This is a genomic window from Curtobacterium sp. CFBP9011, assembly GCF_034045095.1.
Lineage (GTDB): Bacteria > Actinomycetota > Actinomycetes > Actinomycetales > Microbacteriaceae > Curtobacterium.
The window spans coordinates 98,351-123,287 of record NZ_JAXCWN010000006.1 but is presented as its reverse complement, the minus strand read 5'-3'; the positions used below and the strand labels follow the sequence as shown (position 1 = coordinate 123,287).

Below are 24,937 nucleotides of genomic sequence, written 5' to 3'. Positions count from 1 at the left end.
CCGCATGTTGCTGCGGGGCCGGTCGGCGTTCGACGTGCTGCTGTGGTGGGGCCGGGTCAGTGCGCGGCGACCGGGACGCTGCCGGTCGTGTCCGATCCGGCACGCGCGAGGCGTGCCAGACGGACCGACTGCCGGTTGATGAGCAACCCGCTGGCGATCGCGACGAGCACGAGCACGCCGGCCGAGATGCCGAAGGCCGCGTGGTAGCCGTCGAGCGTGGCCTGCGCCTGCTGCAGCTTCGTGGGCGCTGCGTTCAGCCCGGAGAGGCTGTTCTTCACCACGTCGGCGAAGATCGTCGACAGCAGCGCCGTCCCGATCGAGCCACCGATCTGCTGCATCGTGTTCACGGTCGCGGAGGCCACGCCGGCGTCGGAGCGGGCCACACCGGTCGTCGCGGTGTTCATCGCGGACGAGAAGATCGTGCCCATGCCGAGCCCGATGACGATCAGCGCCGGCAGGACGGTCCCCGCGTAGGAGCTGTCGAGATCGGTGCGCAGCAGCAGCAGGAGCCCGGTCGCGGCGACGAGGCCACCGGCGAAGATCAGGATCTTCGGGCCGACGCGGGGCAGCAGGCGGCCGCCGATCTGCGTGGCCGAGATCATGATCGACAGCGGCATCGGCAGGAACGCCAGGCCGGTCTGCAGCGCCGAGAAGCCGAGGGTCTGCTCGAGGTAGTAGGTCAGGAACAGGAAGATCCCGAACATGCCGATCGCCACGAGGCCGATCGCGACGAACGAGCCACCGCGGTCACGGTCGAGCACGACGCGCAGGGGCAGCAGCGGGTGTGCGACGCGGGTCTCGATGAACACGAAGGCCGCGATCAGCACGACACCGACGGCGAGCATCGCGATCGTGACGGGGTCGTCCCAGCCGTTGGTCTCGGCGTTCGAGAAGCCGTAGACGACGCCGACCAGCCCGAGGGTGATCGTGAGGACGCCGAGGACGTCGATGCGGGGGCGGTCGGCCTTCGGGGGCTTCACCATGAAGACCAGCGCACCGATGACCCCGAGCACGGCGAAGACGACGTTGACGTAGAGGCACCAGCGCCACGAGGTGTACTCGGTCAGGACGCCACCGAGCAGCAGGCCGATGGCCGCACCGGAACCGGCGATCGAGCCGAAGATGCCGAACGCACGGCCGCGTTCCTTCGGGTCCCGGAAGGTCGTCGTCAGCATGCCGAGTGCGGACGGGGCGAGCAGCGCGCCGAAGGCACCCTGCAGTGCACGGGCGGCGACGAGCAGACCGAACGAGTCGGCCAGGCCACCGAGCACCGAGGCCAGGGCGAACCCGACGAGCCCGATGATGAAGGTGTTCTTGCGGCCGAAGAGGTCACCGAGTCGGCCGCCGAGCAGCAGCAGGGAGCCGAACGCCAGCGAGTAGGCCGTGACGACCCACTGTCGCTGGTCGGTCCCGAACCCGAGGTCCTGCTGCGCCGAGGGCAGCGCGATGTTCACGATGGTCGCGTCGAGCACGACCATGAGCTGCGCGAGGGCGATGACCGCCAGGGTGATCCAGCGGTGGTCCTTGCGCGGTGCGGTGGCGCCGGATGTGGTGGCACCGGATGCCGTGGGCGCCGACCCGGTGGGTGCGGGCGCTGTCTGTTCTGCCGTCACGACAGACCTCCTTCGAGAAGGGGTGGAGGGTGTTCGCAGCGCGCGCCGTCGGGCGCTGTAATGGTGTGGTGGAACCGGATGCCAGGCATCCGCTTCGGACCACTGTAGACCAAAACGGAGCAGGTGCATCCGCTTGTTCCCAGAAAGTTCAACTACGGTCGTCACCGTGAGCACCACCGATCAGCACGCCGACCTCGAACGGCCTCTCCGAGCCGACGCGGCACGCAACCGCGAGCTGATCCTCCAGACCGCACGCAAGTGCTTCGCCGAGCGCGGGCTGTCCGTGACGCTGAACGACATCGCGCACGAAGCCGGCGTCGGCGTCGGCACGGTCTACCGACGCTTCGCCGACAAGGACTCCCTGATCGAGGCCCTGCTCGCGACGAAGTTCGAGGCCATGAACGCCGCGGCCGAACGCGCTGCCGCCGAGATCGACCCGCGCGAGTCGCTCCGCCTCTACCTGATGGGCGTGTTCGAGTTCCGGGCGCGCGACCGCGCCCTCGCCGACGCGATCGTCCGAGCCGGCAAGGCCCGGCCGTCGATCGTGCACGAGCGCGACCGGCTCGAACGCCAGGTCTCCACGATCATCGGCCGCGCGCATGACGCCGGGGTCGTCCGCGACGGCTTCGACTACCGCGACCTGCCGATGCTGACCACGATGATCGGCGCCGTCGCCGACGCGACCCGCGCCCACGACCCGGACGCCTGGCGTCGGTACGCCAAGGTCGTCATCGACGGCGTCCTGCCGCCGGCCGACCCGGACGGCATGCTCGGCGACCCCCTGGACCGCGAGACCATCGAACGCGCCATGCACGCCCAGTCCTGACCGGTCACGACACACCGCTCAAGTCCGTCGGCGTCCGCCGCCACCGGGCTGCCGACTGGTCAAGACCCACCGCTCACCTCCGCCGACCGGTCGAGAACCGTCGACTCCGGCGCGCGGAACCGACGGTTCGTGACCACTCGCCGGCAGCGGGCGGGGTGTCGTGACCGCTCGCCCCGCTCCGGACCGGGCCCACGCCGCCGGTTCCGGACCACCGTACCGCCCGACACCGTGCCGCCGGACACCGTGCCGGCGGCGGGCCGCGTCGGACGGGAGGCCCGTGGCGGCCTGGCAGCGGGCCTCCCGTCCGGTGGTCCGGACCGGATCGCCCACGCGACCAGCGCGTGCCCGCCTACAACCAGCTGGGCAGCCAGTAGTGGGACCGGATGAAGTCCCACGGCGCCTGGATCGCCGACCACAGGGGGTACCAGTAGGCCGACGCGAGCACCACGACCACCAGGTAGACCCCGAGCCAGATCAGCGCCCGGGTCCGCCGTGGCCGTGGGTCCTCCCGTGACCCGAGCAGGTGCCCGATCACGGCAGCCAGTGCCATCACGAGGAAGGGCTCGAAGGCGATCGTGTAGAACTGGAAGACCGTGCGGTCGAGGTACATCAGCCACGGCAGGTACCCCGCGGCGATGCCCATCAGCACGATGCCGTACTCCCACCGCCGCCGGGTGACGAGCAGCACGAGCAGCACCACGGCCGCGATCACCGAGGCGTACCAGACGAACGGGTTCGCGATGCCGGTGATCGCCGCTCCGCAGCGGTCGGCCGCGCAGCCGTCCTGGCCCGCGTCGACCCCGACGTAGTACATCGACGTCGGCCGTTGCATGAGGAGCCAGAGCAGCGGGTTCGCCTGGTACGAGTGCGGCGTGTGCAAGCCGATGTTGAAGCCGTAGATCTCTGCCTGGTAGTGCCACCAGTTCTGCAGGCTGTCGGGCACCCAGGCGAGCACGCCGGTCCAGCGCTGCCCACCGGTCCCGATCCAGTTCCGGTCCCAGCCGCCGCGGGTCACGAACCACCCGGTCCACGACGCCACGTACGTCACGGCCGCGATCGGCACGGTGAGCAGGAACGTCACCGGGGCCTGCTGCAGCGCGGCACTCGACGACCAGAACGCCACACCGGCCCGCCGGCGCAGCAGCATGTCGCTGACCACCGAGTACACGGCGAAGAACGCCAGGAAGTACAGCCCGGTCCACTTCGTCGCCGTCGCGAGCCCGAGCGCGAAGCCCATCGCGACCAGCCAGGGCCGCCGCCACAGCACCGGACCCCAGAGCGTCGGCCGACCGGCCGCGGCCTTCCGGTCGATCCACCGGTCGAGCTGTCGGGCCGAAGAACGCCGGTCCAGCAGGAGCGCGCCGAAGCCGAGCACGACGAAGAACGTGACGATGCCGTCGAGCAGCGACACCCGCGACATCACGATCGCCTGCCCGTCCACCGCCAGGAAGCCGCCGGCCAGCGTGCCGATGAAGGTCGAGCGGAACAGCGAGCGGGCGATCACCGCGGTGAGGAAGACGGTGGCGATGCCGAGGACCGCGACCGTGAACCGCCAGCCGAAGGCGTTGTCCGGCCCGAAGAGCAGCATGCCGAGGCCGATGAGGTACTTGCCGAGCGGCGGGTGTGCGATGAACTCCGCGGCGCGCGAGTAGATGTCCGTCTGCCCGTCGGCGAACCGTTGGTCGGTCGTCACCGCGCCGTCGCCGGTCGGGTTCGCCGGCCACGTGCCCTCGTACCCGAGGTGCACCAGGGACCAGCTGTCCTTGACGTAGTACGTCTCGTCGAACACGAGCGTGTGCGGCCGGCCCAGGTCGACCAGTCGGAGCAGGGCCGCCAGCACGGTCACCGCGATCGGACCACCCCAGCGCCAGGCGGCGACCCGCCAGCCGACGGACAGCACGCGGCCCCACCAGTCGTCGAGCCGCGAGCCACGTGGGACGTCCGGCACGGTCTTCTGCAGGTCGGCCAGGTCCGTGGTCATCCGCAGCATCATACGGACGCGACCTCGCCGCTGGCCCACGCCGTCCACAGGGCACGGCCGCGGCGACGACAATGGGGTCGTGATCGTCCTCGCAGCAACCCCCATCGGCAACCTCGGTGATGCCTCCCGTCGACTCGTGGAGACGCTGTCGAACGCCTCCGTCGTCGCCGCCGAGGACACCCGGACCGCGATCCACCTGATGCGCGCACTCGGCATCGAGAACCGGCCGCGGCTCATCGCGCTGCACGAGCACAACGAGCGGGAGCGTGCGGCCGAGGTCGTCGAACTGGCGCGGGAGGACGACGTCGTCGTGCTGACCGACGCGGGCATGCCCGCCATCAGCGACCCCGGTTTCCCGCTGGTCGAGGCCGCCGCCGCCGCGGGCGTCACCGTCACCGCGATCCCCGGCCCGAGTGCCGTCCTCACCGCCCTCGCGCTGTCGGGACTGCCGACGGACCGGTTCACGTTCGAGGGCTTCCCGACCCGGAAGGGCGGCGAGCGTCGTCGCGTCTTCGCCGCGCTGGCGGGGGAGCAGCGGACCATGGTCTTCTTCGAGTCGCCGCACCGGATCGCCGACACGCTCGGCGACATGGCCGCCGGGTTCGGAGCCGACCGGCGCGCCGCCGTCTGCCGGGAGCTCACGAAGATGCACGAGGAGATCCGACGCGGGACCCTCGCCGAGCTGACCGAGTGGGCGGCCGACGGCGTCCGTGGCGAGATCTGCGTCGTCGTCGCGGGCTCGACGGGGTCGGGTGAGGACGCCACGATCGAGGACGGCGTGCGCCTGGTCCTCGAGCGCGTGGCCGCCGGCGCACGCATGAAGGAGGCCGCCGCAGCGGTCGCCGACGCGACCGGGTTGTCGAAGCGGGACCTCTACGAGGGTGCGCTCGCAGCACGCTGACCGGACCCGACACCTGTCGGACGGGAGGCCCGTGGCGGCGTCGCCACGGGCCTCCCGTCCGGTTGTCCACAGGCCGGGTGACCGCGCGTCACGGGGCACGGGCTCGCCTCTAGGATGGTCCGCATGGCCGACGGCAGCTCGTTCTCGATCACCACGCCGATCTTCTACGTCAACGACGTGCCCCACATCGGGCACGCGTACACGGAGGTCGCCGCGGACGTCCTCGCGCGCTGGCACCGCCAGCGCGGCGACGACACCTGGCTGCTCACGGGCACCGACGAGCACGGGCAGAAGATCCTGCGCACCGCCTCGGCGAACGACGTGACCCCGAAGGAGTGGGCGGACCGTCTGGTCACCGACGCGTGGAAGCCGCTGCTCGACACCGTCGACGTCGCGAACGACGACTTCATCCGCACGACCGACGAGCGTCACGAGCGTGGAGTGACCGCGTTCCTGCAGAAGCTCTACGACGACGGCTACATCTACGCCGGCGAGTTCGAGGGCTTCTACTGCGTGGGGTGCGAGGAGTACAAGCAGCCGAGCGACCTGGTCCCCGGCACCGGTCCGTACGAGGGCCAGCAGGTCTGTGCGATCCACTCCATCCCGGTGGAGGTCCTGGCCGAGCGCAACTACTTCTTCCGGATGTCCGACTTCGAGCAGCGCCTGCTCGACCTGTACGAGTCGAACCCGCAGTTCATCCAGCCGGAGAGCGTCCGGAACGAGATCGTCTCCTTCGTCAAGCAGGGCCTGCGTGACCTGTCGATCTCGCGGTCGAGCTTCGACTGGGGCATCCAGATCCCGTGGGACTCCGACCACGTCCTCTACGTCTGGTTCGACGCGCTGCTGAACTACATCACCGCGCTCGGCTACGGTACCGAGGACGACGAGGCCTTCCAGCGCCTCTGGCCCAGCGTGCACATCGTGGGCAAGGACATCGCCCGCTTCCACGCCGTGATCTGGCCCGCGATGCTCATGGCCGCGGGGCTCCCGGTGCCGGAGCGCGTGTTCGGCCACGGCTGGCTGCTCGTCGGCGGCGAGAAGATGTCCAAGTCGAAGCTGACCGGCATCGCCCCGAGCGAGATCACCGACACGTTCGGCTCCGACGCCTTCCGCTACTACTTCCTCCGCGCGATCACCTTCGGGCAGGACGGCAACTTCAGCTGGGAAGACATCTCGGCGCGGTACCAGGCCGAACTGGCGAACGGCTTCGGCAACCTGGCCTCCCGCATCGTCGCGATGCTGAACCGGTACTTCGACGGTGCCGTGCCCGAGCGCGGCGAGCTGACCGAGTCGGACGCGGCCGTCGACGCCCTCGCGCAGGCCGTCACCGAGCGGGCCGACGCGTCGATCGCCGCGTTCGCCCCGCACGACGCGATCACCACGGTCTGGGAACTGGTCGACGCCCTGAACGGCTACATCACCGAGCAGGAGCCCTGGGCCCTGGCGAAGGACGACGCCCAGCGGGAGCGACTGGCGACCGTGCTCGTCACCGCACTCCGGGGCCTCGGCACGGTGGCCGTGCTCGTGTCCCCGGTGATGCCGAAGGCGACCGAGAAGCTCTGGGCCTCGATCGGTGCCGGCGGGACCATCGCCGAGCAGCGCATCGACCGCGCCTGGGAGTGGCAGGGCTCGGAGACGGTGACGCCCCTCGCGGCCGGGCTGTTCCCGCGCATCGAGCAGCCGGAGCAGGGCGCCGCGTGACCGACGCGCACGTCCGCGCTCGCGGCGGCGACGGCGGCGGGCAGAAGCGGGACCTGACGTACCCGCCGTTGCCGCAGGCCCTCACCGTGCCGGTGTACGACAACCACACGCACATGGAGATCGCCGACGGTGTCGGCGACGGCGGCGACGGTCCGCTCGACTACCGGGAGCACCTCGACCGTGCCTCGAGCGTCGGTGTCCGCGGAGTCGTGCAGGTCGGCACGGACCTGGCCACCTCGCAGTGGTCGGCGTCGATCGCGGCACGGGAACCCCGGGTCCTCGCCGCGGTCGCCCTGCACCCGAACGAAGCCCCCGTCCTCGACGAACAGGGCCTGCTCGACGAACACCTGGCCGGCATCGCCGAGCTCGCGGCCCTGCCCCGGGTCCGGGCGATCGGGGAGACCGGGCTCGACTTCTTCCGCACGGGTGACGACGGCCGGGCGGCGCAGATCCGCTCCTTCGAGGAGCACATCCGCATCGCGAAGGACCACGACCTGGCGCTGACGATCCACGACCGGGACGCCCACGACGCCGTGGTCGAGGTCCTCGAGCGTGTCGGGGCCCCGGAGCGCACCGTCTTCCACTGCTTCTCGGGCGGCCCCGAGCTCGCACGCCTGTGTGCCGAGCGCGGCTGGTACATGTCGTTCGCCGGCACCGTGACGTTCAAGAACGCGCAGAACCTGCGCGATGCCCTGCACGTCGCGCCGCGTCACCTGATCATGGTCGAGACGGACGCGCCGTTCCTCACCCCGACGCCGTTCCGCGGTCGGCCGAACGCGCCGTACCTGATCCCGCACACGCTGCGGTCGATGGCCGAGACGCTGGGGACCGACGTGTCGATGCTCGCGGCGCAGATCACCTCGAACACCGAACTCGTCTACGGCATGTGGGACGCCGAGCCCGTCACGGTGGTGCAGTAGCCGTGGGCGTGCTCCTCGGACCGGCAGAGATCCGGGACCTCGCGGCGACACTCGACGTCACCCCCACCAAGAAGCTCGGCCAGAACTTCGTGCACGACGCCAACACCGTCCGGCGCATCGTGTCGATCGCCGGCGTCACGCCAGAGTCGGCAGTGCTCGAGGTCGGGCCCGGGCTCGGGTCGCTGACCCTCGGCCTGACCGAGACCGGCGCTGCCGTGACGGCTGTCGAGATCGACGCCCGGCTCGCCGCGCACCTGCCGACGACCGTCTCCGCGATGCAGCCCGACGCCCGCCTGACCGTCGTCCACCAGGACGCCATGCAGGTCTCGGCCGGGGACCTGCCCGTCGCGCCGACGCACCTCGTCGCGAACCTGCCGTACAACGTGTCCGTGCCGGTGCTCCTGCACCTGCTCGCGACCTTCCCGTCCCTGGTCCGGTCGCTCGTCATGGTGCAGGCCGAGGTCGGCTACCGCCTTGCCGCCGACCCCGGCAGCAAGGTCTACGGCTCCCCGAGCGTCAAGGCCGCCTGGTACGGGTCGTGGCGGATCGCCGGACAGGTCAGCCGGCAGGTGTTCTGGCCGGTGCCGAACGTCGACAGTGTCCTGGTCGGCTTCGACCGGCACGAGCCGCCGGGCGACGAAAAGCTCCGATCGCGGGTGTTCACCCTGGTCGACGCGGCGTTCCAGCAGCGTCGGAAGATGCTCCGCCAGGCGCTCTCCGGTGTCCTGGGCGGCAGTGCTCGTGCGTCCGAGGTCCTCGAAGCCGCCGGCATCGCGCCGACCGCCCGCGGCGAGGAGCTCGGCGTCGACGACTTCGTGCGTCTCGGCCGGACCGTCCTCGCAGCCGCCGGCACGAGCGACTGACCGGCCCCGCCCCGCACAGCCCGCACAGCCGCCTCGCCGAACCCGCCTTCGGGGGCCGCGCGACCACCGCGTCCGCGCTGACGGAGGCGGGCACGCTAGCGACGCGACTCAGCGGACGGACGCGCCCCGTGCCTCCAGGGCGGCGACGAGTGCATCCGGCTCGCCGCAGCGGAACCGCAGTGCACGCTTGCCGCGGACGGTGACGTGCACGCCGGGCCCGTTGTCGAGCAGGATCGCGGTCCCGCTCGGGATCAGTCGGATGCCCCACCCGCCCGAGTTCAGGCCGGTCAGGGTCATCGGCGTCACCGACGCGATCCGCTCGAGCGGGATGCGGCGTCGGTACCAGAACGGGGTGACGCGGACCTCCAGCACGTCGTCGACGCGGATCGTCTGTCGCATCCGGACGACGCCGATGCCGAGGACGACCGTGACGACGAGTGTCCCGAGGAGGACCGCGACGTCTCCGGGACCGAGACCGCGACCGGGTGACGGCGGCAGGACGAGCGGGAGTGCGACCGCGGCGACCGCGATGGCGATCACGGCGATGCCGACCACAGGCATCAGGCGTCCGGACGGCAGGGCTTCCTCGTACGGTGCTGGTCGCATCCACCCATCCTGACATGCCGGAGCAGCAGGATGTTCTACATGTCAGGACGGGCGGAGTGGGTCAGTGCTCGCGCGCAGCCATCATCTCGAGGATCTGCTGGTGGTTCCCGTCGCGCTCGGCCCACCGCAGCGGCTGGACGTTCTGCACCAGGATCTCCGGAGCCGCACCGGACTCGATCAGGCCGACGACCTCGTCGATGAACGCCTCGAGCGGCATCCCGCCGAAGTCCTGCCCACCCATCAGGTCGGTGGCGACGGCCGGCGGCGCGAGCTCGAGGACCTCGACCGAGGAGCCGACGAGCTGCTGCCGGAGCGCCTGCGTGTACGCGTGCACGCCGGCCTTGGTGGCGCTGTAGGTCGGGGTGGCGGTCAGCGGCACGAACGCCAGACCCGACGACACCGTCATCACCGTCGCACTCGGGCGGCCGAGCAGGTGCGGCAGGAACGCATCGATCAGCCGGATCGTGCCGACCAGGTTCGTCTCGACGATCTCGACGGCGTCCGAGATGTGCGCCGGGTCGCGGAGGTCCTCGTTCCGCATGATGCCCGACATCGTCACCAGGGTGTCGAGTGCGGGGTGGGCGGCGAGGACGGTCTCGGCGGCGTGCCGGATCGACTCCGCGTCGGCGACGTCGACCTGCACGGTGTCCAGGCCGTGCTCGGTGGCGATCGAGTCGAGGAGGGCCTGGCGACGGCCGCCGACGACGACGGTGCTGCCGGCCTGCTGCAGGCGGAGCGCGAGGGCCAGGCCGATGCCCGAGGTCGCGCCGGGGATGAAGACGGTGCTGTTCGTGATGTCCATGACCACCACGATGCGCCGTGCGGGTCGGGGCAACCAGAGCGCGGTCATCGGGGGACCGGCGCTCCCTGGCTCCGGCGTGACGGACGCAGCAGACTTGGGGGCATGGACCGTGCAGCCCTCGCCGACTTCCTCCGCCGCCGACGGGAGATGCTCCGCCCGGAGGACGTCGGGATCGGGGCCGGCGCTCGGCGGCGCACCCCGGGCCTCCGTCGTGAAGAGGTGGCGGCCCTCGCCGGCATGTCCGTCGACTACTACACGCGACTCGAACAGCAGCGCGGCCCGCAGCCGTCGGAGCAGATGGTCGCCGCGATCGCCCGCGCCCTCCGGTGCTCGCTCGACGAACGGGACCACCTGTTCCACCTGACCGGGCAGAACGCCCCCGTCCGGATGCACCGCGCCGACCACGTCGACCCAGCGATCCTCCGCGTACTGGACCGGCTGGCGGACACCCCGGCGATCGTCGTGAACCACCTGGGGGAGACCCTCGTCGAGAACCCGATGGCGGCGGCGCTCCTCGGCACGTCCGTGGGTCTGGCCGGCAACGAGCGGTACCAGGCGTGGCGGTGGTTCGTGAGCGGCACCGAACGGGCGAAGTACGCGGCCGAGCAGCACGAACGCCTGGGCCGGGTCGTCGTGGCGTCGCTCCGGGCCGCCGTGGGCCTCGCCGGACCCGGGGACCGACGGGCGACCGAACTCATCGCGGAACTCGAACGGCGGAGCCCCGAGTTCGCCGAGCTCTGGGCCCTGCACGAGGTCGCGAGTCGCTGGTCGGACAACAAGACGATCGTGCAACCCGAGCTCGGCCGGATCACCGTCGACTGCCAGGTCCTGCACACGGACGACCAGGCGCAGGCGCTCCTGCTGTTCACCGCTCCCGCGGGCAGCGAGGACGCGCAGAAGCTCGAACTGCTGGGAGTCGTCGGCCAGCAGTCCTTCGACGCTTCGACTGCGCCCCGCTGAACGAGGCCTGCGCGTCGGCGAGGTGCAACACCACGTCACACACCTGGCAGGTGCGACGACACCGTGCCTAGGGTGGTGCGGTGAGCACTCCGCGCGTGTACGTCATCCACGAGAACCCCGAGTGGTTCCCGCCGCTCGCCGCCGCCTTCGAGGCCGAGGGCGTCCCGGTGCAGGAGATCCTCCTGACCGAGGGGCAGGTCGACCTGGCTGCCGAGCCGGAGCCGGGCGTCTACTGGAGCCGCATGTCGGCCAGCAGCCACACCCGCGGGCACGAGCACAGCAAGGAGTACACCCGGGCGCTGCTCGGCTGGCTCGAGCGCGCCGGGCGACAGGTCGTCGGCGGCAGCCACGTCCTCGAGCTCGAGGTGTCGAAGGTCGCCCAGCACGGACTGCTCCGCGCCGCGGGCTTCGACGTGCCCCGGACGACCGCGGTGTTCGGCACGACGACGCTCAAGCAGTCCGCGGCCACCTTCACGAACGGCCAGGACGTCCCGTTCATCACGAAGCACAACCAGGGCGGCAAGGGTCTCGGCGTCCGCCGCTTCGACTCGCTGGCCGAGTTCGACGCGTACGTGGACAGCCCCGAGTTCGAGGCGCCGGTCGACGGCATCACGCTGCTGCAGGAGTACCTGACGGCGCGCGAGCCGTTCATCACCCGGGCCGAGTTCGTCGGCGGCGAGTTCGTCTACGCGGTCCGCGTCGACACGAGCGCCGGCAGCTTCGAGCTCTGCCCGGCGGACGCGTGCGAGGTCCCGCAGACCATCGCGGGTGCGGTGTGCGACGTCCCGGGTACCGACGGCGGTGCCACCGAGACGTTCTCGGTCCGCACCGAGGTCACCGCGGACCACCCGCTGGTCCAGCAGCTGCGCGGCTTCCTCGCCGACCAGCGCATCCAGATCGCCGGCGTCGAGTTCATGGAGACCACCGACGGCCGCACCGTCGTGTACGACATCAACACGAACACGAACTACAACCCCGCCGTCGAGGCGGTCGCGCCCGCCTCCGGGCCGCGCTCGATCGCCCGCTTCCTCGGCGGCCTGCTCGACGCGGAGTACGCGGCCGCCGCAGCGCACGCCTGACCTGACGCGGCCAGCAGCCCACGCGGCGCCCGCCGCCCCGTCCTGACCATCCACCGGACGGGAGGCCCGCCCCACCACCTGGGACGAGCCTCCCGTCCGTCCCTCCTCACCACCCAAGGAACCTCCCCGTGCGATTCGGATACTGGACCCCGCTCTTCGGCGGCTGGCTGCGCAACGTCGACGACGAGCAGATGCCGGTCACGTTCGACTACGTGAAGCTCCTGGCGCAGCGCGCCGAGCGGATCGGGTTCGACCTGACGCTCGTGCCGGAGCTGAACCTCAACGACATCAAGGGCGTCGCGGCGCCGAGTCTCGAGGCGTGGGCCCTGGCGGCGGCGATCGCGGCGACCACCGAGCGCCTCGAGATCATGGCGGCGATGCGTCCCGGGTACCACCTGCCGGCCGTGACCGCGAAGCAGGCGGCGACGATCGACGACATCTCCGGCGGCCGGTTCACCTTCAACGTGGTGAGCGCCTGGTGGGCGGAAGAAGCACGGCAGTACGGCGGCATCTTCTCCGAGCACGACGACCGCTACAAGCGCACCGCCGAGTTCGTCGAGATCCTGAAGGGCCTGTGGCGGGAGACCCCGTACAGCTTCCACGGCGAGTACTACGACGTCGAGAACGCCCACCTCGAGCCGAAGCCGCGCGTCACCCCGCGTATCTACGCCGGCGGGGAGAGCGAAGCCGGCAAGGCGAGCATCACGCACTACGCCGACGCCTACCTGACCCACGGTGGCACCGTCGAGGAACTCCGGACGAAGATCGCCGAGATGCGTCAGCGTCGCGAGGACGCCGGGCTGCCGCCGTTCGAGGCGTTCGGGATGGCGGCCTACGCGATCGTCCGCGAGACCGAGGAGGAAGCGCAGGCCGAGCTGGCCCGCATCACGGACGTGCAGCACGGCAAGGCGTACGAGTCGTACCAGGACTTCATCTCGAAGTCGCAGCTCGAGCACGTCCCCTCGCTCGAGGACTACTCGGTGTCGAACCGGGGCCTCCGTCCGCAGTTCGTCGGCACGCCGGAGCAGGTCGCGGCGCGGATCCGCGAGTACGAGGACGCCGGGGTCGACACGCTGCTGCTGCAGTTCTCACCGCAGCTCGAGGAGATGGAGCGCTTCGGCGAACAGGTCATCCCGCTCGTCCGCGCGTCGGTGCCGGCCGACGCCGAGGCCGAGGCCGAAGCCGAGGCGGTGTCCTGATGGCCGCCGAGGACGACTGGGCCTTCGAGACCCGGCAGATCCGGGCCGGCTTCAAGGCCGACCCGGGCTTCGGCGGGAACGTGCCGCCGATCGCGCAGACCGCCGCGTTCGTGTACCCGTCCGGCGAGGACGCGGCCGACCGGTTCCTGCTCAACGCGCCGGGGCACACGTACTCCCGCGTGAACAACCCGTCGGCGGCGGCGCTGGAGCGTCGGATCGCCGACCTCGAGGGCGGGGTCGCCGCCCTGGCGCTGGCGTCCGGGCAGGCGGCGACGTCGTTGGCGGTGCTGGGCCTCGCCCGCGCCGGGGACCACGTCGTCTCGAGCGCGTCGCTGTACGGCGCGACCTACACGCTCTTCGCGTCGACCCTGAAGGACCTGGGGATCGCGTTCACCTTCGTGCAGGACCCGACCGACCTGGACGAGTGGGCCGCCGCCGTGCGCCCCGAGACCCGGGCGTTCTTCGGGGAGTCGATCCCGAACCCGCGCGGCGACGTCCTGGACTTCGCCGGGGTGGCCGGGGTCGCCCACGACGCCGGGGTCCCGCTGATCGTCGACAACACCATCGCGACGCCGTACCTGGTCCGTCCGATCGAGCACGGCGCGGACATCGTCGTGCACTCGGCGACGAAGTACCTCGCCGGACACGGCAGTGCGATCGCCGGGCTCATCGTCGACGCCGGCTCGTTCGACTGGGCCGCGTACCCGGAGAAGTACCCGCAGCTGACGACGACGGAGCACTCGGGGTTCGCGGGCACGAACTTCGCCGAGAAGTTCGGGCGCCGCGCGTTCATCCAGCGCACCCGGTCGAAGCTGTCGGCGGACCTCGGTCCGGCGATCGCCCCGTTCAACGCGTTCCTGGTGCTGCAGGGCATCCAGACCCTGTCGCTCCGGATGGACCGGCACGTCTCGAACGCGGCGACGGTGGCGTCCTGGCTGGATGCGCACGAGCAGGTCGAACACGTGCACTACGCCGGTCTGCCGAGCTCGCCGTGGCACCACCTGCAGCAGCGCTACGTGCCGAAGGGGCCGTCGAGCGTCCTGGCGTTCGACCTGGCCGGCGGGGTCGCGGCCGGGCGCCGGTTCGTCGCCGCGCTGGAGCTCTTCGACCACGTCTCGAACATCGGGGACGTCCGGTCCCTGGTCGTGCACCCGGCGTCGACCACCCACGTGCAGATGACCCCGTCCGAGCGCGCGGCCGCCGGTGTCGGCGAGGGGCTGATCCGGCTGTCGATCGGCCTGGAACACGTCGACGACGTCATCGCGGACCTGCGGCGCGGGTTCGCCGCAGCGGCCGACGCGACCGGAGCCCGACCCGGACGGGGATAGGTTGGTCGCATGACGTCGACGCCCGCTCCGGATCGGGTGCGGACGCGCGCACCGGGCAAGATCAACGTCCACCTGTCCGTCGGGGCGCTGCAGGACGACGGCTACCACGACATCGCCACCGCCTACCAGGCCGTGTCCCTGTACGAGGACGTCACCGCCGAGCGCGCCGACGACTTCTCGGTACGGTTCACCGGTCCGATCGACACCTCGTCCGTGCCGACGGACGACACGAACCTGGCGATCCGCGCCGCCCGTCTGGTCGCCCGGACCGCGGGCCACCGCGGCGGCGTGCACCTGACGATCGACAAGCAGGTGCCGGTCGCCGGTGGCATGGGCGGAGGCTCGGCGGACGCCGCCGCGACCCTCCTGGCCGTCGACACCCTGTGGGGCACCGGCCTCGGGCGGGACGAACTGCTGCGCCTGGCGGCCGAACTCGGCGCCGACGTGCCGTTCGCCTTCGCCGGGGGCACCGCCGTCGGCACCGGTCGTGGTGACGAACTCAGCCCGGCGCTGGCGAAGGGCGAGTTCCACTGGGTCCTCGCGCTCAGCGAGACCGGTCTCTCGACCCCGGCGGTGTACCGCGCGCTCGACGAGCACCGGGAGCGCTACCGGGCCGATATCTCGCCCGCGCCGCGCACCCCCGTCGTCGAGGCGCAGGTGCTGCAGGCCCTCCGAGCCGGTGACGCCGAGCTCCTGGCCGAGAACCTGCACAACGACCTGCAGGCCCCCGCCATGCGGCTGCAGCCGGCCCTGGCGGAGACGCTGGAGCTGGGGGAGCGCTCCGGTGCCCTCGCCGGACTGGTGTCCGGCAGCGGGCCGACGGTGGCGTTCCTCGTGCCGGACCGCGACGCCGCGCTCGAGGTGCAGGTCGCGCTCAGTGCGTCCGGCTTCGTGGCGCTGCGGGCGAACGGCCCGGTGCACGGGGCCCGCGTCCTGCACTGACGGCGGACGGCGACCGGACCGGTCGTCGACCCGACCGGACGTCGTTCGGTCGGGGTGACCGTCAGGAGCGGACGAACTCCGTCATGATGACCTTGCCGGTCTGCCAGTTGTGCACCGGACGGAACCCGCGTTCCGCGAGCACGGCCTTCAGTTCGGGCCGGATCGTGCGCGAGGTACCGCCGACGTACCAGACGGTGTCGATGTCGCCGAGACGGGCGGGGACCGTCGAGGCGAGGTCCGCGTTCCGGTTCCACAGCACGCCCTGGTCGGCACCGTTCGCGCCGACGGCCAGGTCGGTGAGTCCGGCGAACGCCTCCGGGTAGGAGACCTTGATGATCTCCGCCGTCGTGGTCGGGTGGCGGTAGACGCTGCCGAACACGACGCCCTCGTTCGCGCTCGGGCGGGCGGCGCGCTCGGTGCTGATGATCGACGCGGCCTGGGCCCAGGTCGAGTCGGACTTGGCCTCCGGCCCCTTCACGACGACGGCAGTGGGGACCGACAGGACGACGAGCGCGGCGACGGCGACCGCGAGCAGCGCCTTCGGCCGGATCAGCGTCAGGGCCAGGGCGATGAGGACCGCGACGAACGGCAGGCTCAGCGACGCGTACTTCGGTGAGTAGAGACGCTCGCCCAGCGCGGTCGCGAGCAGGAGGACCGTGGTCGGGACGACGACGAGCGGGAGCGCCACACGGACGGCCTGCGCCCGGACGAGGGCGCGGGCCGACGGTGCCTGACGACGCGCGTGCACCAGGGCGGTGGCGACGCCGATCGCCATGAGCGTCCACGCCATCGCGGCGTACGGGCCGGAGGCGCCGAACCACGCCGTCGAGAAGACCTGACGGAACGTGCCGGTGCCGATGCCCTTGATCCAGCCGATCTGCTTCGCCTGGGACGACACCACGAGGACGAACGGCGTGACGACCACCGCGGCGGTGGCTGCGGCGGCGACCCACCGGACCAGGAAGCGACGGGTGACGAGCGGGGCGCCGGGCATCCGGCCGGTGCGCGAGAAGGTGGCCAGGCGGAGGTCGTGCCGCTCGGCGAGCAGCGTCCAGGCGAGGGCAACGGCGTGTGCGACGACCGCGAGCGAGAGGTACACGTTGAAAGCGACCGCGACGACGGCGAGCACGCCGTACGCCACCCACCAGCCGGTCGCCCGGCCCCGTCGGCTGCGACGGAGGGCGGTCAGTCCGACGAGCGTCAGGCAGACGGAGAGGGTCGTGATGGTGGCGTAGGGGCGGCCCTCGGTGCCGGCCCACTGCACCCGGGGCAGGAGCAGGAACACGATGCCCGCGGTGATCCCGAGGCGCTTGCCGCCGATCCGACGACCGAGGGCGACCACGAGTGCGGCGGCGACGCCGACGGCCAGTGCGCTCGGCAGTCGCAGCGTGAACGGCGTGTAGCCGACCAGCCAGAACCAGACGTGGATGAGTGCGTAGTAGAGACCGTGCACCGCGTCGACGGTGTGCAGCTCGGCCCACAGCTGGGGCCAGGAACGCTGCGCGCTGGTGACGGTCGCGGCCTCGTCGTACCAGAGTGACGGGACCCACGAGAAGGCCGCCGCGATCACGACGCCGAGTGCACCGATGGTGAGCTCCGGGGTGCGGACAGCGGTGGTGGCGGCGGCCGAGACGGCGCCGCGGAGACCGGCACGGACCGGCACGTGGCGGACCGCGTGCGGGACGCCGATGCTGCCGGTACGGGGAGAACTCACGCCGGAGACGGTACCGAGCGCCGCTGGACGGGAACCCCACATACTGCCCCCCGAGCCGGTGAGTGTCCACAAGCCGATGGTCGGCGTTCCACAGTTAGGGTCGTCGTCATGACGCAGCTCCGGATCCGTGACGCCGCGACGTACCTCGGGGTCAGCGACGACACCGTGCGCCGCCTGGTCGAGGGCGGCACCTTCAGCCGCGCGACGGACGCCGTCGGACGGGCGGTCGTCGACGGTCGGGAGCTCGCGGAGTACGCCCGGTCGCGGGGCGACCAGCTCGCCGACCCGTCGGGCGTCCGGAGCTCGGCACGGAACCGCTTCGTCGGCATCGTCACCGGGCTCGTCGTCGACACCGTGATGGCCCAGGTCGAGGTGCAGTGCGGCCCGCACCGGGTGGTCTCACTGATGAGCTCCGAGGCCGTCCGCGACCTCGGACTCGAGATCGGCTCGGTCGCCGTCGCCTCGGTCAAGGCCACGATGGTCACGGTCGAGTCACCGGGTCCGGAGGAGGACGCATGACCGTCAGCACCGCACGCCGCCGACTCGGCTCGCGGACGGCGGCGCTCGCCGACTCCGGCCCGGACGTCCTGGAACGACTCGGTCGGTCGCGGGTCCTGGTCGTCGGTGCCGGTGGGCTCGGTGCGCCGGTGGTCTCCTACCTGGCGGGCAGTGGGCTCGGACGCCTGACCATCGTGGACGACGACGTCGTGGACGGCTCGAACCTGTCCCGACAGACGCTCTTCACCACCGCGGACGTCGGCGCCGCGAAGGCCGAGGTCGCGGCAGCCCGGGCCCGCGCAGTCGACCCCGAGCTCGACGTCGTCGCGGTCGTCGGTCGCTTCCGGCCCGAGCACGTCGCCGGGCACGACGTCGTGGTCGACGCCGCCGACGCGGTGGACGTCACGCGGGCGATCTCGGACGCGTGTGCACCGCTCGGGATCCCGTTCGTCTGGGGCACCGTGCTGTCCTACGACGGCCAGGTCTCGGTCTTCCGTGACGCCGGGGACGACGGCGTCGACTTCCACGACCTGCACCCCGAGGTCCTGCCCGACGAGGGCTCCTGCGCGATCGACGGTGTCCTGCCGGCGCTCTGCGGGGCGGTCGGGTCGGTGATGGCCGCGCAGGTGACGGCCCTCGTCGCCGGCCTCGGCGAACCGTTGCTCGGCCGACTCCTGACGGTCGACGCCCGGCGCTGGCGATGGACCGAGAGCCCGATCCGACGTGGGCCGGCGTCGCGACGTCCCACGGGCCTCCCGGCCGGAGCGGCCGGAGTTGCCGGAGCTGCCGGAGCGGCCTCGGCCGCCCCACGCATCTCGCCCGCGGCGCTCGCCGCCCGCCTGGCCGATCCGGCCGACACCCTGACCCTCGTCGACGTCCGCACCGCCGAGGAGTGGGCCACCGGCGTCATCGCCGAGTCGGTCCACGGGGACACCGTCCTGCCGGACGGGGACGTCGTCGTCACCTGCGCGCGCGGGCCGCGGGCCGACGCCTGGGCTCGGTCCGCCGGCAGGCCCGTCACCGTCCTCGACGGCGGTGTCGACGCCTGGCGACGCGAGGGGCTACCGCTCGCACTGAACTGATCCGCTCCTGCGGGTAGGATCGCCGGACCGGTCCGCACCTGCGGATTGGATAGGTCAGTGGGAAGGCCCCCCCGATGCGACAGCGCACGCAATTGACGACCGTTCTGACGACCGGCGTGCTGCTGGCCATGACGCTCGGTGGTTGCGCGAGCACGACAGCAGCAGGGGGTGCCAGCACGACGCCGGGCCCATCGTCGAACGCCGTCCCCACGGGCTCGATCACGGTCTTCGCCGCGGCGTCACTCCAGAAGACCTTCACCGCGCTCGGACACGACTTCGAGCAGGCGCACCCGGGCACCACCGTCACGTTCTCGTTCGCCGGATCGAGCGACCTGGTCTCCCAGATCCAGAACGGCGCCCCCGCCGACGTCATCGCCTCGGCGGACCAGGCCACGACGGCGAAGCTCGGCAAGCAGAGCCTGGCCAGCGGCTCGCCACGGGACTTCGCGACGAACACGCTCGAGATCGCCGTGGCCCCGGGCAACCCGCACCACATCCGGGACCTAGCGGACCTGGACGACTCGGGCGTGCAGCTCGTGACCTGTGCCGCCCCGGTGCCGTGCGGCGCTGCGACGGCCACGGTGGAACGCTCGAGCGGCGTTGACCTGCACGCGGTCAGCGAGGAGCAGTCCGTCACCGACGTCCTCGGCAAGGTGCGCTCCGGCCAGGCCGATGCCGGCATCGTCTACCGCACCGACGTGCAGGGCGCCGGCGGCGACGTCGACGGGGTGCCGTTCGCGGCCGCGGCCGACGCGGTGAACACCTATCCGATCAGCGTCCTGCGCGACGCGGCGAACCCCGCGCTCGCCCGGGCCTTCACGTCGTACGTCCTGTCGTCCGCCGGACAGCGGACCCTGGGCGACGCCGGCTTCGGGGCGCCCTGAGCCCCGTGCCGGACGCACAGCCCATCGGCCACCGGGACGACCGCCGCAGCCGCCCGGCGGTCCGCGGCCCGGTCCCGTGGTGGCTGCCGGTCCCCGCGGTGCTCGGCGGCCTGTTCGTCGTCGTCCCCGTGCTCGCGATGGTCGGTCGGGTCCAGTGGGGGTCCTTCGTCGCGCTGGTGACCTCGCCCGCGTCGCTGACCGCACTCGGGCTGAGCCTCGGCACCGCGACCGCGGCGACCGGCATCGCGTTCGTCCTCGGCTACCCGCTGGCGGTCCTGTTCGCCCGGTCGCGCTCACGGTGGACCGGGGTGGCGCGGGCCGTGGTGCTGCTGCCGCTGGTCCTGCCACCCGTGGTCGGCGGGTTGGCCCTGCTCGCCGCGTTCGGTCGGCTCGGGGTCGTCGGGGCGTTCCTCGACGAGCACGGGCTGCGGATCGCGTTCACCACGGCGGCGGTCGTGATCGCGCAGACGTTCGTGGCGATGCCGTTCCTGGTGTCCTCGATCGAGGGGGCGCTCCGCGTCGAGGGCGACCGGTACGAGCGGGTCGCAGCCACGCTCGGCGCCGGCCCGACCCGCACGTTCCTGACGGTCACCACACCCCGGGTGCTGCCCGGCATCACGGCCGGCCTGGTCCTCTGCTTCGCCCGGGCACTCGGCGAGTTCGGTGCGACCCTCACCTTCGCGGGCAGCCTGCAGGGCGTCACCCGGACCCTCCCGCTCGAGGTGTACCTGCAGCGCGAGATCGACCCGGACACCGCGGTCGCACTCGCGCTGGTGCTCGTCGTCGTCGCGCTCCTGGTGATCGGGCTGGCCTCGGTCCGGACCCGCGGAGCCGCGCTGTGACCGCCGACCCGGACGGCCTGGTCGACCCGACCGGCCTCGCCGACCCGGCCGGCCTGGTCGCCCACGTCGTCCGTCGCGACCGCGGCGTCGACGTCGCCCTGACCGTCGGACCGGCCGAGTGCGTCGCCCTGATCGGCCCGAACGGTGCCGGCAAGTCCACCGTCGTCGACGCCGTCGCGGGCCTCCTCGCCCTCGACGACGGCGAGGTCCGCTCCGCCGGTCGGCTGCTCGCCGGCCCGGGTCGCAGCGTCCCGGCACACCGCCGCCGGGTCGGCCTGGTCGCCCAGCGCCCCGACCTGTTCCCGCACCGGAGCGTCCTGGCGAACGTCGCCTTCGGTCCGCGGGCTGCCGGACGCTCCGGCCGGGAGGCCCGCCACACCGCCCGCCAGGCCCTGGCCGCCGTCGGGGTGGCCGACCTGGCAGACCGCGCCCCCGGGACCCTCTCGGGTGGTCAGGCTCAGCGCGTCGCGATCGCCCGGGCCCTGGCGGCGGACCCGTCGGTGGTCCTGCTCGACGAACCGACCTCGGCGCTCGACGTCGGCGCACGGCAGGAGGTCCGCGCAGCCCTGCGCACCGCCGCCGCCGGCCGCCCGAGCCTGCTCGTGACGCACGACCCGGTCGAGGTGATGGCCCTCGCGGATCGTGTCGTCGTGCTCGAGGACGGCCGCGTGGTGGAAGAAGGGCGTCCCGCCGAGGTCCTCGCCCGACCCCGGAGTGCCTTCGCGGCGACGTTCTCGGGCCTCGTGGTCCTGCACGGCACGGCGACGGCGGACGGTCTCGTGCTGGACCGCGCCGCTCCCGGTGCCGCCGACCCGCCCGACGGCGGGAGCCAGCCCGACGGCGGGGGCAGGCTGGTGTCGAGGACGCACGGTGTGCCTCCCGGCCGTGCCGTCTCGGCCGCGCACCACCCGACCGCGGCCGTCGTCACCCGCGTGGACCGGGACGACCGGGGCGGGCTGCTCCGGACCGTCACCGAGCTGGAGCCCCGCGACGGACTGGTCCGCGTGCGGGCCGGGGAGCTCACTGCTGACCTGACGCTCGCCGCGGTCGCGGCGCTCGGACTGACCCCGGGGACGCCCGTGCGGGTGCGGGTCCCGCCCGCCGAGCTCACGGTGTGGGAGCGCTGAGGAGCCTGCCGTCGTGGTGCTGGCCGCGGCCCGGTCCGAGCCGCCGGGACCGGCCGTCCCAGCCGCTGGAGGCGGCCGTCTCAGCCGCCGGAACCGGCCGTCTCAGCCGCCGGAACCGGCCGTCTCAGCCGCCGGGACCGGCCGTCTCAGCGGCCGGGACCGGGCGTCTCAGCCGCCGGGACCGGCCGTCTCAGCCGCCGGCGAAGGGCGGCATGACGTCCACGACGCCGACCCCGGTGAGGGACGTCGAGCGGTCGCGGGTGGTCACGCCGTCGACCAGGTAGGAGCAGCGCTCCTGCAGTGCGGTCCAGCGGTCGACGTCGGTGGCCTCGACCCGCCGGAGGGCGTCGTCGAGGGAGTCCGCCGTGACGGTCGTCTCGTCGAGCCCGACCGCGGCACGGGCGGCGGCGAAGAAGCGCAGCGTGGTCATGTCCGTCATCCTCCGATCGCGCTCATGCCCCGGGTGGGGTGCACGAAGCCGTCGCTGTCGTCGCCGTGGTCGCGCGGCTTCGCCCACATCGCCCGACGCCAGCGGTCGAGGACCACGTCGTCGGCGGCACCGGCGCGCAGCGGTCCGAGCAGGTCGACCTCGTCATCCGAGAACAGGCAGCTGCGGACGTGGCCGTCGGCGGTCAGGCGGGTGCGGGTGCAGTCGGCGCAGAACGACTCGGTGATGCTCGCGATGATGCCGACCGTGCCGAGGTCCTGTCCGGTCGCCCGGGACCGCACGCGGTAGCGCTCGGCCGGGGCACCGTTCCGCGGGGCCTCGTCGGGAGTGAGTTCGTAGTCGACGCTGAGGATCTCGCGGATCTGCAAGGCGGTGATCATCGTCGACGCGTCCCAGGCGTGGCCCGGGTCCAGCGGCATCTGCTCGATGAAGCGCAGTTCGTGGCCACGCTCGAGGCACCAGGTGAGCAGCTCGGCGGCCAGGTGGTCGTTGACGCCGCGCATCAGGACCGCGTTGACCTTCACGCCGAGGCCGGCGTCTGCGGCGGCCGCGATGCCCTCGAGGACCCGGTCGAGGAACGGACGACGGGTGACCTCGGCGAAGACGTCCGGGTCGACGGTGTCGAGCGAGACGTTGAGCCGGTGCAGTCCGGCGGCACGGAGGGCGGCGGCGCGGCCGGCGAGTCCGATGGCGTTCGTGGTGAGCGAGAGTTCGAGGTCCGGGTGGGCGGCTGCGCTCCGGGCGATCACGTCGACCAGGTCCTTGCGGAGCAGCGGTTCGCCGCCGGTGAAGCGGACCTTGCGGATGCCGAGCTGCTCCGCGCCGAGGCCCACCAGCCGGGCGATCTCGTCCGCCGACATCAGCGCGGCGTCGGGCGCGAAGGGCAGCCCCTCGGCCGGCATGCAGTACGTGCAGCGGAGGTTGCAGCGCTCCGTCAGTGACACCCTCAGGTCCACCGCGTACCGGCCGAAGCGGTCCACCAGGCCGGGGTCACCGGCGGGACGCGGCGGCAGGTCGGTGCGGTCCAGGGGTCCGGGCACCGGCGCCTCGGGGTGGACCCGACGCATCAGGTCCGACGAGGGGAGGAGCTGACCCGTCGAGGGCAGCATCTGGGCCGGCATCGCCTCAGGATACGGTGCCGTCGCTGCGATCCGGGTGGACCGTGTCGTGGCGCACCGCGTCTCGGCCGAGCAGCCGGTCCCGCCAGCGCAGCCAGTCCTCGCGGCGGGTGCGGACGAGGGTGACGACGAGCACGACGGCGATCGCCGCGAGCAGCCACCACCGGTAGGCGACCACCGAGGGCCACACCCCGCGCAGCGCGATCGCCAGCGTCAGGGACAGCCACTCCCACCGCCCGGAGAGCACCACGAACGGGATGAGCAGCAGTGCGTACCAGGGGTAGCGCGGGGTCACGGCGAGGAAGGTCACGCCGATCATGAACACCTGGCCGGACCAGGGGTTCGCGGGGTCGGACAGCCGCCAGGCCAGCACCGCGGCGACGAGCACGACGAGCCCCACCACGATCGTCGCGGCGTCCCCGGGCACGACCTTCGCGACCAGGGCGAACCGCGAGCCGTCCTCGTACCCCTCTTCCGACAGGTAGCCGGGCAGGTAGCCGAGGACCTTCGGGCCGGTCGTCAGCACGTAGGGCACGTAGAGCAGCCCGAACGTGGCGATGCCGACCGGGATCGCCCACCAGCTGCGCCACCGCCCGAGCAGCGCCGGGTACACGATCGCCGGGATGAGCTTCGTCGCGGTCGCGGCGCCGAGCGCGATGCCGCCCCAGATCGGCCGACCGAACGCGACGAGCACGGCGCCCGCGGTGGCCAGGGCCGCGCCGACCACGTCGACGTGCGAGTTCGTGACGGCCTCGGCGGCGACGAGCGGCGACCAGGCCCAGAGTGCGGCCCACCAGGTCGGGCGGCCGAGGCGGCGGAGGACGACGAGCAGCCCGACGGTGACGCCCAGCGAGACGACGAGCCCGGCGAACTGGAACGGCAGGTACTGCGCGGTGGCGGGGACGAACGCCCGCACCAGCGCGAACCACAGCTCGGCCATCGGCGGGTAGATCGTCGGGACATCGGGACGGTTGATCGCCGTGCAGTGACCGAGCCGGCCGTCGCCCAGACCGCGGAACCGGGGCTTGATGTCGTCACACGTGCCGTTGACCTTGTCGGGGAACAACCAGTCCGGGCGGAGGTGCTGCAGCACGTCCGACTGCGGGGTGTGCAGGTACGGCGAGATGCCCGCGTGCTGCACGATGCCGTCCCAGGCGTAGCGTGCTGAGTCGGTGCTCGTGTTCGGTGGTCCGATCAGGGCCGCGATCCCGACGACGACGGCACCACCGAGGACGATCCGCGTCACCAGGTGCGGGGGCACGAACCTGAGCGCCAGCACGGCGCCTGCGAAGACCGTCCAAGCGATGAGGGTCCACGCAACGAATGGAGAGCGATGACCCTCCCGGAGGAACCCCAGATGCGTGACACCCACCGCGATGACGATGCCGAGCACCAGCACGCCCACGACGGCGAGCGCGGTCGGGACGAGCACGCTCGAGGCGAGCGCTCGTCGGTCGAGACGGGTCGGACGCAGTCGTTCGCTCATGGTCCGACGACAGTAGC

General features: G+C 72.2%; 23 protein-coding genes. 15 read left to right on the top strand and 8 right to left on the bottom strand.

Going from position 1 to position 24,937, the window contains the following annotated elements; translation table 11 throughout:
• Positions 1-56: 56 nt before the first annotated feature.
• Positions 57-1,613 carry an MFS transporter gene (locus tag SOM35_RS13490; RefSeq protein WP_320515802.1) on the bottom strand — a complete coding sequence of 519 codons (1,557 nt, stop codon included), beginning with the start codon at positions 1,611-1,613 and terminating at the stop codon, positions 57-59.
• Between the two features lie 166 nt (positions 1,614-1,779).
• Here SOM35_RS13490 and SOM35_RS13485 point away from each other — a divergent pair, with 166 nt between their 5' ends.
• Entirely contained in the window at positions 1,780-2,439 is a 660-nt protein-coding gene (locus tag SOM35_RS13485) for a TetR/AcrR family transcriptional regulator (RefSeq protein ID WP_320515801.1), read from the top strand.
• Positions 2,440-2,788: 349 nt separating this feature from the next.
• On the opposite strand, the gene SOM35_RS13480 is transcribed toward SOM35_RS13485, so the two are convergent.
• Positions 2,789-4,420 (bottom strand): dolichyl-phosphate-mannose--protein mannosyltransferase, encoded by a 1,632-nt coding sequence (locus SOM35_RS13480; RefSeq protein ID WP_320515800.1) that lies wholly within the window; start codon positions 4,418-4,420, stop codon positions 2,789-2,791.
• A 79-nt stretch (positions 4,421-4,499) separates the two neighbouring features.
• Between SOM35_RS13480 and rsmI the strand changes: the two genes are divergently transcribed.
• From rsmI to rsmA, 4 genes are all read left to right on the top strand, one after another.
• Positions 4,500-5,321, top strand: coding sequence for a 16S rRNA (cytidine(1402)-2'-O)-methyltransferase (gene rsmI / locus SOM35_RS13475; RefSeq protein ID WP_204607095.1), 822 nt, complete (start codon positions 4,500-4,502; stop codon positions 5,319-5,321).
• Positions 5,322-5,444: 123 nt separating this feature from the next.
• A complete protein-coding gene (metG, locus tag SOM35_RS13470) occupies positions 5,445-7,022 on the top strand; it encodes a methionine--tRNA ligase (RefSeq protein ID WP_320515799.1) in 1,578 nt (525 codons plus the stop codon).
• Positions 7,019-7,942 carry a TatD family hydrolase gene (locus SOM35_RS13465; RefSeq protein WP_111074528.1) on the top strand — a complete coding sequence of 308 codons (924 nt, stop codon included), beginning with the start codon at positions 7,019-7,021 and terminating at the stop codon, positions 7,940-7,942. Before metG ends, SOM35_RS13465 begins: the two co-directional genes overlap by 4 nt.
• A 2-nt stretch (positions 7,943-7,944) precedes the next feature.
• Positions 7,945-8,805 (top strand): 16S rRNA (adenine(1518)-N(6)/adenine(1519)-N(6))-dimethyltransferase RsmA, encoded by an 861-nt coding sequence (rsmA, locus tag SOM35_RS13460; protein ID WP_320515798.1) that lies wholly within the window; start codon positions 7,945-7,947, stop codon positions 8,803-8,805.
• Positions 8,806-8,913: 108 nt separating this feature from the next.
• On the opposite strand, the gene SOM35_RS13455 is transcribed toward rsmA, so the two are convergent.
• A complete protein-coding gene (locus tag SOM35_RS13455; protein ID WP_320515797.1) occupies positions 8,914-9,411 on the bottom strand; it encodes a hypothetical protein in 498 nt (165 codons plus the stop codon).
• Positions 9,412-9,472: 61 nt separating this feature from the next.
• Positions 9,473-10,213, bottom strand: a complete 741-nt coding sequence (locus tag SOM35_RS13450; RefSeq protein WP_320515796.1) for an SDR family oxidoreductase — start codon at positions 10,211-10,213, stop codon at positions 9,473-9,475.
• Positions 10,214-10,315: 102 nt separating this feature from the next.
• Here SOM35_RS13450 and SOM35_RS13445 point away from each other — a divergent pair, with 102 nt between their 5' ends.
• From SOM35_RS13445 to SOM35_RS13425, 5 genes are all read left to right on the top strand, one after another.
• Complete coding sequence (locus SOM35_RS13445; protein WP_320515795.1) at positions 10,316-11,173, top strand: helix-turn-helix transcriptional regulator; 858 nt, start codon at positions 10,316-10,318, stop codon at positions 11,171-11,173.
• A gap of 80 nt (positions 11,174-11,253) precedes the next feature.
• The gene (locus SOM35_RS13440) at positions 11,254-12,252 is read left to right on the top strand and encodes an ATP-grasp domain-containing protein (protein WP_320515794.1); all 999 of its coding nucleotides are present in this window, start codon (positions 11,254-11,256) and stop codon (positions 12,250-12,252) included.
• 128 nt (positions 12,253-12,380) lie between these two features.
• Positions 12,381-13,451 (top strand): LLM class flavin-dependent oxidoreductase, encoded by a 1,071-nt coding sequence (locus SOM35_RS13435; protein ID WP_320515793.1) that lies wholly within the window; start codon positions 12,381-12,383, stop codon positions 13,449-13,451.
• Positions 13,451-14,779 carry an O-acetylhomoserine aminocarboxypropyltransferase/cysteine synthase family protein gene (locus SOM35_RS13430; RefSeq protein ID WP_320515792.1) on the top strand — a complete coding sequence of 443 codons (1,329 nt, stop codon included), beginning with the start codon at positions 13,451-13,453 and terminating at the stop codon, positions 14,777-14,779. Before SOM35_RS13435 ends, SOM35_RS13430 begins: the two co-directional genes overlap by 1 nt.
• Before the next feature lie 9 nt (positions 14,780-14,788).
• Positions 14,789-15,721 carry a 4-(cytidine 5'-diphospho)-2-C-methyl-D-erythritol kinase gene (locus SOM35_RS13425; RefSeq protein ID WP_111074535.1) on the top strand — a complete coding sequence of 311 codons (933 nt, stop codon included), beginning with the start codon at positions 14,789-14,791 and terminating at the stop codon, positions 15,719-15,721.
• 61 nt (positions 15,722-15,782) lie between these two features.
• On the opposite strand, the gene SOM35_RS13420 is transcribed toward SOM35_RS13425, so the two are convergent.
• Positions 15,783-17,435 carry a glycosyltransferase family 39 protein gene (locus SOM35_RS13420; protein WP_320515791.1) on the bottom strand — a complete coding sequence of 551 codons (1,653 nt, stop codon included), beginning with the start codon at positions 17,433-17,435 and terminating at the stop codon, positions 15,783-15,785.
• Positions 17,436-17,543: 108 nt separating this feature from the next.
• On the opposite strand from SOM35_RS13420, the gene SOM35_RS13415 reads away from it, so the two are divergent.
• The 5 genes from SOM35_RS13415 (at position 17,544) to SOM35_RS13395 (ending at position 21,868) form a co-directional block, all read left to right on the top strand.
• Positions 17,544-17,954 (top strand): TOBE domain-containing protein, encoded by a 411-nt coding sequence (locus SOM35_RS13415; RefSeq protein WP_320515790.1) that lies wholly within the window; start codon positions 17,544-17,546, stop codon positions 17,952-17,954.
• Positions 17,951-19,015 carry a ThiF family adenylyltransferase gene (locus SOM35_RS13410; protein WP_320515789.1) on the top strand — a complete coding sequence of 355 codons (1,065 nt, stop codon included), beginning with the start codon at positions 17,951-17,953 and terminating at the stop codon, positions 19,013-19,015. The genes SOM35_RS13415 and SOM35_RS13410 overlap by 4 nt, the downstream gene beginning before the upstream one ends.
• A 74-nt stretch (positions 19,016-19,089) precedes the next feature.
• Positions 19,090-19,899: a molybdate ABC transporter substrate-binding protein gene (gene modA / locus SOM35_RS13405; protein ID WP_320515788.1), complete on the top strand. Its 810-nt coding sequence runs from the start codon at positions 19,090-19,092 to the stop codon at positions 19,897-19,899.
• 23 nt (positions 19,900-19,922) lie between these two features.
• Positions 19,923-20,741, top strand: a complete 819-nt coding sequence (locus SOM35_RS13400; RefSeq protein WP_414648575.1) for an ABC transporter permease — start codon at positions 19,923-19,925, stop codon at positions 20,739-20,741.
• A complete protein-coding gene (locus SOM35_RS13395) occupies positions 20,738-21,868 on the top strand; it encodes an ABC transporter ATP-binding protein (protein ID WP_320515787.1) in 1,131 nt (376 codons plus the stop codon). The genes SOM35_RS13400 and SOM35_RS13395 overlap by 4 nt, the downstream gene beginning before the upstream one ends.
• Before the next feature lie 190 nt (positions 21,869-22,058).
• On the opposite strand, the gene SOM35_RS13390 is transcribed toward SOM35_RS13395, so the two are convergent.
• Genes SOM35_RS13390 through SOM35_RS13380 form a run of 3 tightly spaced genes read right to left on the bottom strand, consistent with a single transcriptional unit; the run spans position 22,059 to position 24,920 of the window.
• Entirely contained in the window at positions 22,059-22,298 is a 240-nt protein-coding gene (locus SOM35_RS13390) for a MoaD/ThiS family protein (protein WP_320515786.1), read from the bottom strand.
• Between the two features lie 5 nt (positions 22,299-22,303).
• Positions 22,304-23,383, bottom strand: a complete 1,080-nt coding sequence (gene moaA, locus SOM35_RS13385) for a GTP 3',8-cyclase MoaA (protein ID WP_414648574.1) — start codon at positions 23,381-23,383, stop codon at positions 22,304-22,306.
• Between the two features lie 58 nt (positions 23,384-23,441).
• The gene (locus tag SOM35_RS13380) at positions 23,442-24,920 is read right to left on the bottom strand and encodes a glycosyltransferase family 87 protein (RefSeq protein ID WP_320515784.1); all 1,479 of its coding nucleotides are present in this window, start codon (positions 24,918-24,920) and stop codon (positions 23,442-23,444) included.
• Positions 24,921-24,937 lie beyond the last annotated feature (17 nt).

Excerpts from the sequence above, each read along its gene's own strand:
- modA (WP_320515788.1), top strand. The coding sequence starts at position 19,090 with ATGCGACAGCGCACGCAATTGACGACCGTTCTGACGACCGGCGTGCTG.
- SOM35_RS13445 (WP_320515795.1), top strand. The coding sequence starts at position 10,316 with ATGGACCGTGCAGCCCTCGCCGACTTCCTCCGCCGCCGACGGGAGATG.
- SOM35_RS13390 (WP_320515786.1), bottom strand. The coding sequence starts at position 22,298 with ATGACCACGCTGCGCTTCTTCGCCGCCGCCCGTGCCGCGGTCGGGCTC.
- SOM35_RS13425 (WP_111074535.1), top strand. The coding sequence starts at position 14,789 with ATGACGTCGACGCCCGCTCCGGATCGGGTGCGGACGCGCGCACCGGGC.
- SOM35_RS13410 (WP_320515789.1), top strand. The coding sequence starts at position 17,951 with ATGACCGTCAGCACCGCACGCCGCCGACTCGGCTCGCGGACGGCGGCG.
- SOM35_RS13480 (WP_320515800.1), bottom strand. The coding sequence starts at position 4,420 with ATGACCACGGACCTGGCCGACCTGCAGAAGACCGTGCCGGACGTCCCA.
- SOM35_RS13415 (WP_320515790.1), top strand. The coding sequence starts at position 17,544 with ATGACGCAGCTCCGGATCCGTGACGCCGCGACGTACCTCGGGGTCAGC.
- SOM35_RS13450 (WP_320515796.1), bottom strand. The coding sequence starts at position 10,213 with ATGGACATCACGAACAGCACCGTCTTCATCCCCGGCGCGACCTCGGGC.
- moaA (WP_414648574.1), bottom strand. The coding sequence starts at position 23,383 with ATGCGTCGGGTCCACCCCGAGGCGCCGGTGCCCGGACCCCTGGACCGC.
- SOM35_RS13430 (WP_320515792.1), top strand. The coding sequence starts at position 13,451 with ATGGCCGCCGAGGACGACTGGGCCTTCGAGACCCGGCAGATCCGGGCC.
- SOM35_RS13380 (WP_320515784.1), bottom strand. The coding sequence starts at position 24,920 with ATGAGCGAACGACTGCGTCCGACCCGTCTCGACCGACGAGCGCTCGCC.
- metG (WP_320515799.1), top strand. The coding sequence starts at position 5,445 with ATGGCCGACGGCAGCTCGTTCTCGATCACCACGCCGATCTTCTACGTC.
- SOM35_RS13455 (WP_320515797.1), bottom strand. The coding sequence starts at position 9,411 with ATGCGACCAGCACCGTACGAGGAAGCCCTGCCGTCCGGACGCCTGATG.